The sequence below is a fragment of the Serratia nematodiphila DZ0503SBS1 genome (assembly GCF_000738675.1).
Classification (GTDB): Bacteria; Pseudomonadota; Gammaproteobacteria; order Enterobacterales; family Enterobacteriaceae; genus Serratia; species Serratia nematodiphila.
This window is the reverse complement of sequence record NZ_JPUX01000001.1, coordinates 2,132,059-2,143,542: the sequence shown is the minus strand read 5'-3', so window position 1 is coordinate 2,143,542 and position 11,484 is coordinate 2,132,059. Positions and strand designations below refer to the sequence as shown.

16 protein-coding genes, 1 other RNA gene and 1 pseudogene are annotated in these 11,484 nt (G+C 56.9%); 12 read left to right on the top strand and 6 right to left on the bottom strand.

The features are described 5' to 3' along the window. Positions 1 to 75 precede the first annotated feature (75 nt). Positions 76 to 459: an autonomous glycyl radical cofactor GrcA gene (gene grcA / locus JL05_RS09830; RefSeq protein WP_004929114.1), complete on the bottom strand. Its 384-nt coding sequence runs from the start codon at positions 457 to 459 to the stop codon at positions 76 to 78. A gap of 346 nt (positions 460 to 805) precedes the next feature. Between grcA and ung the strand changes: the two genes are divergently transcribed. Continuing rightward, positions 806 to 1,489: a uracil-DNA glycosylase gene (gene ung / locus JL05_RS09825; RefSeq protein ID WP_004929112.1), complete on the top strand. Its 684-nt coding sequence runs from the start codon at positions 806 to 808 to the stop codon at positions 1,487 to 1,489. A 56-nt stretch (positions 1,490 to 1,545) separates the two neighbouring features. Here the strand turns inward: ung and grpE are convergent, their stop codons facing one another. Next, positions 1,546 to 2,130: a nucleotide exchange factor GrpE gene (gene grpE, locus JL05_RS09820; RefSeq protein ID WP_016929801.1), complete on the bottom strand. Its 585-nt coding sequence runs from the start codon at positions 2,128 to 2,130 to the stop codon at positions 1,546 to 1,548. Between the two features lie 125 nt (positions 2,131 to 2,255). Here grpE and nadK point away from each other — a divergent pair, with 125 nt between their 5' ends. The 3 genes from nadK to bamE all read left to right on the top strand — a co-directional run bounded on the left by nadK (position 2,256) and on the right by bamE (position 5,461). Then, the gene (gene nadK, locus JL05_RS09815; RefSeq protein WP_004929107.1) at positions 2,256 to 3,134 is read left to right on the top strand and encodes an NAD(+) kinase; all 879 of its coding nucleotides are present in this window, start codon (positions 2,256 to 2,258) and stop codon (positions 3,132 to 3,134) included. Positions 3,135 to 3,220: 86 nt separating this feature from the next. After that, positions 3,221 to 4,882, top strand: a complete 1,662-nt coding sequence (gene recN, locus JL05_RS09810; protein ID WP_004929104.1) for a DNA repair protein RecN — start codon at positions 3,221 to 3,223, stop codon at positions 4,880 to 4,882. Between the two features lie 240 nt (positions 4,883 to 5,122). Continuing rightward, entirely contained in the window at positions 5,123 to 5,461 is a 339-nt protein-coding gene (bamE, locus tag JL05_RS09805) for an outer membrane protein assembly factor BamE (RefSeq protein ID WP_004929101.1), read from the top strand. 117 nt (positions 5,462 to 5,578) lie between these two features. Here bamE and JL05_RS09800 read toward each other — a convergent pair whose 3' ends face one another. Both JL05_RS09800 and JL05_RS09795 read right to left on the bottom strand, forming a co-directional pair. After that, positions 5,579 to 5,863 (bottom strand): RnfH family protein, encoded by a 285-nt coding sequence (locus tag JL05_RS09800; protein ID WP_004929098.1) that lies wholly within the window; start codon positions 5,861 to 5,863, stop codon positions 5,579 to 5,581. Then, complete coding sequence (locus JL05_RS09795; protein ID WP_004929096.1) at positions 5,856 to 6,290, bottom strand: type II toxin-antitoxin system RatA family toxin; 435 nt, start codon at positions 6,288 to 6,290, stop codon at positions 5,856 to 5,858. The genes JL05_RS09800 and JL05_RS09795 overlap by 8 nt, the downstream gene beginning before the upstream one ends. 161 nt (positions 6,291 to 6,451) lie before the next feature. On the opposite strand from JL05_RS09795, the gene smpB reads away from it, so the two are divergent. From smpB to JL05_RS09780, 3 genes and pseudogenes are all read left to right on the top strand, one after another. Further along, the gene (smpB, locus tag JL05_RS09790) at positions 6,452 to 6,934 is read left to right on the top strand and encodes an SsrA-binding protein SmpB (protein WP_004929094.1); all 483 of its coding nucleotides are present in this window, start codon (positions 6,452 to 6,454) and stop codon (positions 6,932 to 6,934) included. Between the two features lie 49 nt (positions 6,935 to 6,983). Further along, positions 6,984 to 7,347, top strand: a transfer-messenger RNA (tmRNA) gene (gene ssrA / locus JL05_RS24435). A gap of 183 nt (positions 7,348 to 7,530) precedes the next feature. Next, positions 7,531 to 8,343, top strand: a pseudogene (locus tag JL05_RS09780) (phage integrase central domain-containing protein); the annotation flags it as partial. Here the strand turns inward: JL05_RS09780 and JL05_RS24810 are convergent. Both JL05_RS24810 and JL05_RS09775 read right to left on the bottom strand, forming a co-directional pair. Further along, the gene (locus tag JL05_RS24810; RefSeq protein ID WP_072010119.1) at positions 8,320 to 8,574 is read right to left on the bottom strand and encodes an ogr/Delta-like zinc finger family protein; all 255 of its coding nucleotides are present in this window, start codon (positions 8,572 to 8,574) and stop codon (positions 8,320 to 8,322) included. The pseudogene JL05_RS09780 and the gene JL05_RS24810 overlap by 24 nt on opposite strands. After that, entirely contained in the window at positions 8,571 to 9,296 is a 726-nt protein-coding gene (locus tag JL05_RS09775; RefSeq protein WP_033632302.1) for a hypothetical protein, read from the bottom strand. The genes JL05_RS24810 and JL05_RS09775 overlap by 4 nt, the downstream gene beginning before the upstream one ends. A gap of 531 nt (positions 9,297 to 9,827) precedes the next feature. On the opposite strand from JL05_RS09775, the gene JL05_RS09770 reads away from it, so the two are divergent. From JL05_RS09770 to JL05_RS09750, 5 genes are read left to right on the top strand one after another with little or no spacing between them, the layout of a single operon-like run. Further along, positions 9,828 to 10,091 carry a helix-turn-helix transcriptional regulator gene (locus JL05_RS09770; protein WP_033632301.1) on the top strand — a complete coding sequence of 88 codons (264 nt, stop codon included), beginning with the start codon at positions 9,828 to 9,830 and terminating at the stop codon, positions 10,089 to 10,091. Further along, complete coding sequence (locus tag JL05_RS09765) at positions 10,088 to 10,333, top strand: hypothetical protein (protein WP_016929809.1); 246 nt, start codon at positions 10,088 to 10,090, stop codon at positions 10,331 to 10,333. The genes JL05_RS09770 and JL05_RS09765 overlap by 4 nt, the downstream gene beginning before the upstream one ends. A 5-nt stretch (positions 10,334 to 10,338) precedes the next feature. Further along, positions 10,339 to 10,884, top strand: a complete 546-nt coding sequence (locus tag JL05_RS09760) for a host cell division inhibitor Icd-like protein (RefSeq protein WP_050501277.1) — start codon at positions 10,339 to 10,341, stop codon at positions 10,882 to 10,884. After that, positions 10,881 to 11,144: a hypothetical protein gene (locus JL05_RS09755; protein WP_016928972.1), complete on the top strand. Its 264-nt coding sequence runs from the start codon at positions 10,881 to 10,883 to the stop codon at positions 11,142 to 11,144. The genes JL05_RS09760 and JL05_RS09755 overlap by 4 nt, the downstream gene beginning before the upstream one ends. Then, on the top strand, positions 11,141 to 11,476 hold the full coding sequence (locus JL05_RS09750; protein WP_033632300.1) for a DUF5375 family protein: 336 nt from the start codon (positions 11,141 to 11,143) through the stop codon (positions 11,474 to 11,476). Before JL05_RS09755 ends, JL05_RS09750 begins: the two co-directional genes overlap by 4 nt. Positions 11,477 to 11,484: the final 8 nt, after the last annotated feature.

Here is an 11,484-nt window from a genome sequence, read left to right as displayed (position 1 = left end):
TCCACGTTTGGTTTTCGGCCGCCAAACACAAAAAAGGGAGCCGAAGCTCCCTCATTACTACGATTGCGCCGCCGATTACAGGCTTTCGGTAAAGGTGCGGGCGATAACGTCGCGCTGTTGTTCCGGCGTCAGGGAATTGAAACGCACCGCATAACCGGACACGCGGATGGTCAGCTGCGGGTATTTTTCCGGATGCTTGACCGCGTCTTCCAGCGTTTCACGGCGCAGCACGTTGACGTTCAGGTGCTGACCGCCTTCCACACGCACGGTCGGCTGCATTTCCAGCGGCACTTCACGGTATTCGATCTGGCCCAGGTCGCTGACTGCGACAACCTGATCTTCCGCGTAGTTGGCCTTGGCGCACACGCAGCGAGCTTCCGCTTTTTCATCGTCCAGCAGCCAGAAAGAATTCACCAGCGCCTGGTCGTTCGCTTTGGTAATTTGAATACCGGTAATCATTATGTTGCCTCCGTACAAGGGCGTAAAAATTCACATCGTGAGAAAACCCAATTCTGGTTTCGGCCATTTGGTAAAACCATTGTTGTCTTGTTGTTCTGTATACCAGCCTGACCGGGTCAGTTCTTTGATTAAAGTCAATTTTTACCGGGTAGGCACAAGACATGAAGGGGCAAATTTATGTTTTATATCAATTTTCCCGTCGCGCTAAAAAACAATTATTTTTGTAAATTTTCAAAAATAATTGCATTACAAACGGCGGCGAGAAATGAAAAGCGGGTTTCGCTGCGCGAGCCGACACGGTAAGCTATAGCCCATGAATTGCTAAAGAAAACAAAGGAGAGCGTTTATGGCCACCTCCCTCACCTGGCATGACGTGATCGGCAAAGAGAAAGAGCAGCCCTATTTTGTTGAAACGCTCGCCTTTGTTGCCGCTGAGCGCCAGGCCGGTAAGACCATTTATCCACCGCAGAAAGACGTGTTCAACGCGTTCCGCTTTACCGAACTGGCGGACGTCAAAGTCGTCATCCTCGGCCAGGATCCGTATCACGGGCCCAATCAGGCGCACGGTCTCTCTTTCTCGGTGCGCCCCGGCGTGCCGGCGCCGCCGTCGCTGGTGAACATGTATAAAGAGCTGGCGACCGACATTCCCGGTTTCGAACGCCCGGATCATGGTTACCTGCAAAGCTGGGCCGAACAGGGGGTGCTGCTGCTCAACACCGTGCTGACGGTGGAAGGCGGCCGCGCGCACTCGCACGCCAATTTGGGCTGGGAAACCTTTACCGATAAAGTGATCGCCGCCCTGAACGAGAACCGCGAAGGCGTGGTGTTCCTGCTGTGGGGCTCGCACGCGCAGAAGAAAGGCAACTTTATCGACCGCAACCGCCACCATGTGCTGAAAGCGCCACACCCGTCGCCGCTTTCCGCCCACCGCGGTTTCCTCGGCTGCCGCCACTTCTCGCAGGCCAATCAGCTGCTGGAGCAGCAAGGGCTCACGCCGATCGACTGGATGCCGCGTCTGCCGCAGGCGTAGCCCAGAGACAAAAAAGGCACCCTTGGGTGCCTTTCTTTATATCGTTGCCGGGGCGATTACGCCTTGGCCTTGGAGACCGCGACCATCGCCGGGCGCAGCAGGCGGCCGTTCAGCGTATAGCCTTTCTGCATCACCATCATCACGTGGTTCGGCTGGTGATCGGCGGATTCCATCATGCTCATCGCCTGATGCACTTCCGGGTTGAACGGCACGTTGACGTCGCCGACGATTTCGATGCCGTACTTGCGCACCACGTCCAGCAGCGATTTCAGCGTCAGCTCGATGCCTTCGATCATCGCGGCCAGTTCCGGATTGTTTTTATCCGCCAGATCCAGCGCGCGCTCCAGGTTGTCGATCACCGGCAGCAGATCGCCAGAGAATTTCTCCAGGGCGAACTTGTGCGCTTTCTCAACGTCCAGTTCGGCGCGGCGACGGATGTTTTCCGCTTCCGCTTTGGCGCGCAGCAGGCTGTCGCGCTCTTGCTGCTGAGCTTCCGCCAGTTGGGCTTCCAGTTCGGCGATACGCGCATCGCGCAGATCGACGCCTTCCGCCGCTTCCGGCAGCGTATCCTCGTGATGAGCGTGTTGTTCCATTTCTTCCGAGACTTGCTCGTTTGGCGTCTTCTGTTCTTTACTACTCATGAATATCTCCGCGTTTTAGCATTAATCTCGCAACTTGGCTTATTATGGGGATCAAAACCGGGGTTTCAAGTCAACCGGTCACAATGTGGGGCATAAACGGGTCCCGGTGAGGAAAATCACAGCAAATGAATAAAAAATTCGCCTGTATTGGCATTGTTGGCCACCCGCGTCACCCTTCAGCGCTGGCAACCCACGAGATGCTGTTCCACTGGCTGGTCGCCCGCGGCTATTCGGTGATGGTCGAACGCCAAATCGCCCATGATTTGGGGCTGAAAGACGCCGTGACCGGCAGCCTGGCGGATATCGGCCAGCGGGCCGACCTGGCGGTGGTGGTCGGCGGCGACGGCAACATGCTCGGCGCCGCGCGCGTGCTGGCACGCTACGACATCAAGGTGATCGGAGTCAACCGCGGCAACCTCGGCTTCCTTACCGATCTCGATCCCGACAACGCTCTGCAGCAGCTGGCGGACGTACTGGAAGGCGAGTACATCGACGAACAGCGTTTCCTGTTGGAAACCATCGTGCATAAAGAGCACCAGCAGTGCCGCATCAGCACCGCCATCAACGAGGTGGTGCTGCACCCCGGCAAAGTGGCGCACATGATCGAATTCGAGGTGTACATCGACGATCGCTTCGCCTTCTCACAGCGCTCCGACGGCCTGATCATCGCCACCCCGACCGGTTCCACCGCCTACTCGCTCTCCGCCGGCGGGCCGATCCTCACTCCGTCGCTGGAGGCGATCGCGCTGGTGCCGATGTTCCCGCACACCCTCTCCGCCCGGCCGCTGGTGATCAACGGCGACAGCACCATCCGCCTGAAGTTTTCGCAGATCGGCAGCGATCTGGAGATCAGCTGCGACAGCCAGATCGCGCTGCCGATCCAGGAAGGCGAAGAAGTGCTGATCCGCCGCAGCAACTTCCATCTGAACCTGATTCACCCGAAGGACTACAGCTATTTCAACACGTTAAGCACCAAGTTGGGCTGGTCGAAAAAATTGTTCTAAAATCTACGTCGGCCACTTTACTGTATATAAAACCAGTTTATACTGTATGAAACTACAGTTATGTGTTTATACACAGGAAGGTTCCCATGCTGGCGCAATTAACCATCAGCAACTTTGCTATCGTTCGTGAGTTGGAAATCGATTTTCAACCGGGCATGACGGCGATCACCGGTGAAACCGGCGCCGGCAAATCCATCGCTATCGATGCGCTGGGGCTGTGCCTCGGCAACCGCGCCGACGGCAACGTGGTGCGCCTGGGAGCCGCCCGCGCCGACATCTGCGCCCGCTTCTCGCTGGCGGACACCCCGTCCGCGCGCGAATGGCTGGAGCAGAACCAGCTGGACGACAGCAACGAATGCCTGCTGCGGCGGGTGATCAACGCCGACGGCCGTTCGCGCGGCTTTATCAACGGCACCGCCGTGCCGCTGTCGCAGCTGCGCGAGCTGGGGCAACGCCTGATTCAAATCCACGGTCAACACGCCCATCAACTGCTGCTCAAGCCGGAGCACCAGAAAGCGCTGCTCGACGCCTACGCCGACGAACCCGCTCTGCTGGCGGCGATGAGCCAGGCCTACCAACGCTGGCATCAGAGCTGCCGCGAGCTGGCGCACCATCAGCAGCAGTCCATCGAGCGCGAAGCGCGCAAGCAGCTGCTGCAATACCAATTGAAAGAGCTGAATGAATTCGCGCCGCAGGCCGGCGAGTTCGAGCAGACCGACGCCGAGTACAAGCGCCTGGCCAACAGCGGCCAGTTGCTGACCCTCAGCCAGCAAACGTTGCAGCTGCTGGCCGACAGCGACGAGAACAACATGCTCAGCCAGCTTTACAGCGCCAAACACCTGCTGCTTGAGCTGGCCGGGTTGGACGATAAGCTCAGCGGCCTGCTGGACATGCTGGAAGAGGCCTCTATCCAGATCAGCGAAGCCAGCGACGAGCTGCGCCATTACGCCGATCGCATGGATCTCGATCCCAACCGCCTGCACGAGCTGGAACAACGCCTGTCGCGCCAAATCAGCCTGGCGCGCAAACATCAGGTCGCGCCGGAGGAGCTGCCGCAGCTGCATCAGCAGTTACTGGATGAACAGCAGCTGCTGTCGCAGCAGGAAAGCGACCATGAACACCTGAACGAAGCGGTCACCCTGCATCACCAGCAGGCGCTGGCGCTGGCGGAAGAGCTGCACCAGAAACGCCTGCACTACGCCGCCGAGCTGACCACGCTCATCACCGACAGCATGCAGGCGCTCTCCATGCCGCACGGCAAATTCAACATCGACGTGCGCTTCGAACCGCAGCATCTGAGCGCCGAAGGGGCCAGCCGTACCGAGTTCTGCGTCTCCACCAACCCGGGGCAACCGCTGCAGCCACTGGCGAAAGTCGCCTCCGGCGGCGAGCTGTCGCGCATCGCGCTGGCCATTCAGGTGATCACCGCCCGTAAGATGGAAACCCCGGCGCTGATCTTCGATGAGGTGGACGTGGGCATCAGCGGCCCAACCGCCGCCATCGTCGGCCGCCTGCTGCGCCAGCTCGGCGAATCCACCCAGGTGATGTGCGTCACCCACCTGCCGCAGGTGGCCGGATGCGGGCATCAGCACCTGTTCGTCAGCAAGCAGACCGACGGCACGGTGACCGAAACCCAGATGGCGCCGCTGGATAAACGCGCCCGGCTGCAGGAGCTGGCGCGCCTGCTCGGCGGCAGCGAAGTCACCCGCAATACGTTGGCGAACGCCAAAGAACTGCTGGCCGCATAAAAAAGCTCAACTTTTTCACTTTCCTGCGGTCTGACAGTGACGCTGTTGGCCCGAGAAATATCTAAAGTGCGGCGCGGCGGTGATCCGAAGCCATCTCAACAGCCTGAAAAAGGCCAAGCGCTTGAGGTGCTAAAGGAAAGCCAATGCGTCGCAACGTGAAAGATGAAGGGTATAAAGGTTTCCAACTGCCGCAAGGTCTATTATCATCGGCATCCTATGCCCTAAAGGAATGTGATTACTATGCGCTGTAAAACGCTGACTGCCGCCGCTGTAGTTCTTGTGATGCTGACTGCAGGCTGTTCTACTTTTGAAAAGGTGGTTTATCGTCCTGACATCAACCAGGGGAACTACCTGACGTCGACCGACGTGGCGAAAATCCAGAAAGGGATGACCCAACAACAGGTCGCTTACACATTGGGCACCCCAATGCTGCAAGACCCGTTCGGGACTCAGACGTGGTTCTATGTGTTCCGTCAGCAGCCTGGCCATGAAGATATCACCCAGCAAACGCTGACGCTGACCTTCGACAGCGCAGGCGTGTTGACCGATATCCAGAACAAACCGGCGCTGACCAAGTAATCGGTGCCGCCCGCTCTTCCGGCCCATGAGGGGGCATGATGTTCCTCATGACAGTCGCAGGCTGCAACGCGGAAGAAAAATCAGCTTCAGATAAAAAAATAAGGCGCTTATAGCGCCTTATTTTTTTGCCTTTTCTGCCCGTTGCCGGCGCAGCTCTTTCGGATCGGCTATCAAGGGCCGGTAGATCTCCACCCGGTCGCCGTCGTTCAGCGTATCGCCCAGCTTGGCCGGGCGGCTGTAGATGCCGATTTTGTTGCTCTTGAGATCGATATCCTGGCGCAGCTCCAGCAGGCCCGAAGCCTGGATCGCCTGCTCGACGCTGCTGCCCTCGGCCAGCTTCACCTTGCGCAGGTACTGCCGCTCCGGCAAGGCGTACACCACCTCGACCTGGATGTCAGACACTGTAGACCTCTTTCGCCCGCTGGGTGAATGCCTGCACCATGCTGCCCGCCAGCTCTTTGAACACCTTGCCGAACGCCAGCTCAATCAGTTTGTTGGTGAACTCGAAGTCCAGGTGCAGCTCCACCTTGCAGGCCTCTTCGCTCAGCGGCGTGAACTGCCAGCCGCCCATCAGCTTGCGGAACGGGCCATCAACCAGCTGCATATTGATGCTCTGGTTATCCAGCAGCGTATTGCGGGTGGTGAAGGTCTTGCTGATACCGGCCTTGGCGACGTCCACCGCGGCGGTCATCTCGTTGGAGGTAGCGTTAAGCACCCGGCTGCCGGTGCAGCCTGGCAGAAAATCGGGGTAAGAATGAACATCGTTAACCAACTGATACATCTGCTCGGCGCTGAACGGCACTAATGCAGACCGACTGATCTGGGGCATATCATTTCCTGTAAGACATAAAACGTACAGATAATACCATTTATCTGGCGGCAAACAAAAAATCTGCTACGGGATGAGGGCACCAAAAATGCGAAAAATTGCGCAGGTGCTGAACGGGAAAGGATTTCTTTCGCTGAAGCATCCAGTATAATGAACGCACTATGACAAAGAAAAAAGCACACAAACCCGGTTCCGCCACCATTGCCCAAAACAAGCGCGCGCGTTTCGAATACTTCATTGAAGAAGAGTTCGAGGCGGGCCTGTCGCTGCAAGGGTGGGAAGTTAAATCGCTGCGTGCAGGCAAAGCCAACCTCAGCGACAGCTACGTGACGTTCCGTGACGGTGAAGCCTACCTGTTTGGCGCCACCATCACCCCGCTCAACGTGGCTTCGTCGCATGTGGTGTGCGATCCAACGCGTACCCGTAAACTGCTGCTGAACCGGCGCGAGCTGGACACCCTGCTCGGCCGCGTCAACCGCGAAGGTTACACCGTGGTGGCCTTGTCCCTGTATTGGAAAAATGCCTGGAGCAAGATCAAGATCGGCGTAGCCAAAGGCAAGAAAGAGCACGACAAACGCGATGACATCAAAGATCGCGAATGGCAGACGGCGAAAGCCCGTATCATGAAGCACGCCAATCGTTAAGCCGCTGGCTTATCGAGGTAAACTTCTGGTATACTGCACAAAGTTACTTGGGGCTGATTCTGGATTCGACGGGATTTGCGAAGCCCTAGGAGCATGCCGAGGGGCGGTTGGCCTCGTAAAAAGCCGCAAAAAAATAGTCGCAAACGACGAAAACTACGCTTTAGCAGCTTAATACCCTGCTTAGAGCCCTCTCTCCCTAGCCTCCGCTCTTAGGACGGGGATCAAGAGAGGTCAAACCCAAAAGAGATCGCGTGGACGTCCTGCCTGGGGCCGAAGCGTTAAACTCAATCAGGCTAGTCTGTCAGTAGCGTGTCCATCCGCAGCTGGTCGGCGAATGTAAAGATTGGACTAAGCATGTAGTGCCGACGGTGTAGTAATTTCGGACGCGGGTTCAACTCCCGCCAGCTCCACCACATTATGTTCCGGATACGTCCGGGGAAGTACGGAAAGCCCGCATCCCACCTAGGTTTGCGGGCTTTTTTGTATCCGTAATCATCCGAGTACATCCGACTAAATCCGGTGATTATTGGTATACGGTTAGGTATACGCTAAAATGTATGCCAATTACGTATACCAATAAACGGAAGATCCCTTACATGGCGCGGACTACACGCCCCCTCACTAACACTGAAGTACAAAAAACCAGAGCACTCGAGAAAGACCTCACCCTGCATGACGGAGACGGGCTCTTTCTTCTGGTAAAAGCTAATGGCAAAAAGCAATGGCGCTTCCGTTATCAGCGACCAGCAACGAAACAGCGTACCATGATGGGACTAGGTCCCTACCCAGCCCTTTCACTTGCAGACGCTCGAGCAATTCGTGCAGATTACCTTTCCATGCTAGCTAAGGGCGTTGATCCGCAAACCAAGGCCGAACAAGCAGCAGAACAGCACCAAATAGCCTTAGACAGCATTTTCTCGACCGTCGCGGCCAATTGGTTTGCCCTTAAGCGAACAAGCGTAACAGAGGATTATGCGAAAGATATCTGGCGTTCTTTGGATAAAGATATTTTTCCAAGCATAGGAGGCACTCCGGTTCAGGAAATTAAGGCGCGAACGCTGATTGAAGCATTGGAACCCATTAAAGCGCGTGGTGCGTTGGAGACCGTTCGCCGCTTGATACAGCGCATCAACGAAATTCTGATATTTGCGGTTAATACTGGTCTGATTGATGCAAACCCAGCCTCGGGAATCGGCATGGCCTTTGAAAGGCCTAAAAAGCAAAACATGCCGACGCTACGACCAGAAGAGCTACCAAAATTGATGCGTTCGCTGATAATGTCGAATCTGTCTGTTTCGACTCGTTGCCTGATTGAATGGCAGCTCTTAACCCTAGTACGCCCTTCTGAAGCTTCCGGCGCCCGATGGGTAGAGATCGACCTCGACTCAAAGCTTTGGACGATTGCTGCTGTAACGGCGATAGCGGTTCAACGTCCTTTTCTCCGGCGGTGGCAGGGCGTTCTCATCGACCGGTTGCGCCTGTATCGGCTGGCACAGGATTTTATCGACGCTTTCCACCGTCTTGAATGTGCAAGAACAGGTAAGGCTTTGACATTGGTAATACGCCTCTTTCGTCCGCTCCGTGATATAGCGACTGGTGCGAGTATAGGACGCATGAGTGCACAGCGGGCAGCGCATCATGATTTGGCCCCCTTCTGCTGCAAGCGTTGACGTTTTTCCTTCAGTTCTGAGATAGCCCGCATGCGCTTGGCAGGACTGCTTTGCAGTTCCGGCAATGCGCCGGTTTCTTGCGGTATCGTCAGGCCAATCTCATTCAGCACCGGGTGGTCGATATTTTGCGTAGCCATGGCAGCGCGAATGCGGCCTTGTAGCGTGCCCAGTACCTGTAGCTCAATCATTTTCATCGGATTGTCCGCATAGACGCCGTAAGCCCGTGAAGCCAGTGCGCACGCCTTGATAACGTCAGGGCTGATAAGCGCCTTGCTCAGCGCATCCACGGCCTGATGCATCGCATGAGCCGCAAAGGTCGTGAGGGCGTCTTTGTGCGCGCTCACCACCTTCGGGGCCGTGCCGCCGCAGCTGAGGTGAAGCTGCATTTTGTCCAGCTCCATCTCCTCAATCAGGCCGTCGAACTCTTTCGCCAGCTCCCGCTTGGAAATCCGACTGTGGTGCTGCGCTTGCAGTTCCGGCGTCATTTCTCCGCGCAGTTTGCGAAACAGGGTGCGCCACTGGCTTTCTGCCTCCTGGCTCTGCACTTCGGTGTCTTTCTTCTGTTGGTGGCAGCGGGCAATGCCGGTTACGACGTCGGTCAATGCCTGGTAGTTTTTGTCGTGGGCCGCGCGAGCGTCACGCAGGGCTTGCAGTTTATCGGTGATGTATTTCGGTAAGGCGGTGGTGCTCATGGTCGTGTCTCCGGTGTCAGTCAATGTGAGGCTATTCTGCTGACCGCCGTACAACATCGCCATTCATCCCAGTTGGACTGTCCCCAGGACAACAGCCATGGGCACTGATGAGAAAACCATCAGGCCGTTTTTAGTTTTACCTAAAACTATTCACTACTGTTCACCCAAATAAAAAATATATATAAATCAGTAGATAAGGGGGTGAATAGTTTTCTATAAACTCTTCACTCAGTGTTCACTACTGTTCACCCGGCCCAAAACGACCTTTTCCCTGGCTAGCGGTGTTTGGCGGTTTCTCCCTATTAATCAACCGTCCATCCATCGCTCAGGCTTTTCGGCTGGTTTGCCAACAACGGTCAATAAAGGCCAATATAGGCCAATATGTCCAATTGATTGAAAAGTAAGCATAAAATCCGTTTCACCACACAACAACACCTTGTTGCCACCCCGATAAATATTCACATAATAGGGCGCTACCGAAGTTCACACCGTCCCGGTCAGCGTTGGCCGGACACAAAGAGGTAGCGTTTTATGTTGACCGTTTCCACCCCCTCTCCATCCACCCTGTCGCCGGTTATTCCTGGCAGTTACACCCCACGCGAGCGCTTTATTCGTCTGCCGGAAGTGCTCTACACCACCGGTCTATCCCGCTCCACCGTGTACGAGATGATGAGCCGCCAGCAGTTCCCGGCTCAGGTCTCCCTCGGCGGTAAAAACGTCGCCTGGCTGGCCTCCGAGGTCGAGCAGTGGATGGACGAACGTATCGCCAACCGTCACCAGGGGGCCGCCGTATGATGCAGTTAACCTTGGGTCGCCAGCATTTCACCCTCGATGAGCGCGACGCGCTGTTTGTGGCGGAAGCTATCCTGTTGCAGCGTAAAGAGCCTGGCGTCGTCTTGCCGGAGCACCGCAGTGAAAAACACGGCGTTATTCGTCTGGCGAGTCGCCAGGCTGAGCCGCGCCTGTTTCGTGCCGGGCCGGTGCCGCTGACCTGCGCGGCGGCCGATACCCGCAACGACCAGCTTACCGACTGTTGATCACTATGCGATCGATTAAACGTCCGGGGGCGTCTTACGGCTTGCTCCCACGTCCGGCCCTGCGCTATAGTCCCCCCGCTGCCGCAAAATCGGCCGCCGGGCGTAGGAACCCGTGTTTAACTATGGCGACACAACACGCGCCACGCGTGTTTTTTTATGTCGCAGCCTTTGTGCGCTCATTTTTTGCGCGGTGGATGTTATGCTACCGCAGCAGTCAATCAATGGTGGCTCAGGCGGGGCAGCCTTCGGGCTGGCCGGTTTACATAGTTACCGGTATTCCTACCCCCGTCTGGGCTACCACCATTGAGTGTAGGAACTCCGGTGGTAGCTGTTATCAGCTAACTATGGAGGCTGCCGCTATGGCTACGACCCTCACCCCGACTCACCCGACATTCTGCTTCCTGTTTGCGGCCGTACGCCGGTCTGCGCTGACGGCTTCGCCGCGCATAGTGCGCACCGTGGCAGATAGCGAACGCAACGCCCGCCGCCTGCTGGCCCGTGATTACGTGTTGTCCTTTGCCGGGCGTCTGCCGGTTAAGGCGGCAGCATGAACACCCTGGCCGACCGCTACTACCGCGATACCCATTACCCTATCCCGCATGCCGATTTTCTGCGTCTTCAGCATGCGCACGCCACTGGCGTGCTGTTCCTTGACCTGCTGGACACCCTCGACCTCGGCGGGCAGCGCCCCGATGCCGTGCAACAGGCGTCGTTTGCCTCGGTCATTGCCTTGCTGACCGACCAGCTCGGCCACGTCGTCAACACCTGTGAAACCCAAATCCTTGCCCGCATGGAGGCCACCGCCGCATGAATACCTCATCCTGTTTACCGATTGAAGTCCGTACCGCTGTTTTCCGCCGCGCCGTGGCGCAAGCCTATCTGGACACCTGCGCCTTTTACCGGGTGAACCTGGGGTACACGCTGGACGAGCTGCAGATGACGATTGCCCTGCGTCTGGAGGGGCATTTTGTGCGTCAGTACGGCGCAGAAGACGGCATGGACATGGCATGCACGATGTTGAGTGACATGGTGCAGCCGGACGTTCTGGTGGCCGCACCGCGCCTGACCGCGCTCGGGCAAAAGATGATGGACGAGCTGTGCTGCGAGCGCCTGTCGGCATCGCAGAACGCCACCGTACACTGAGGAGAAGA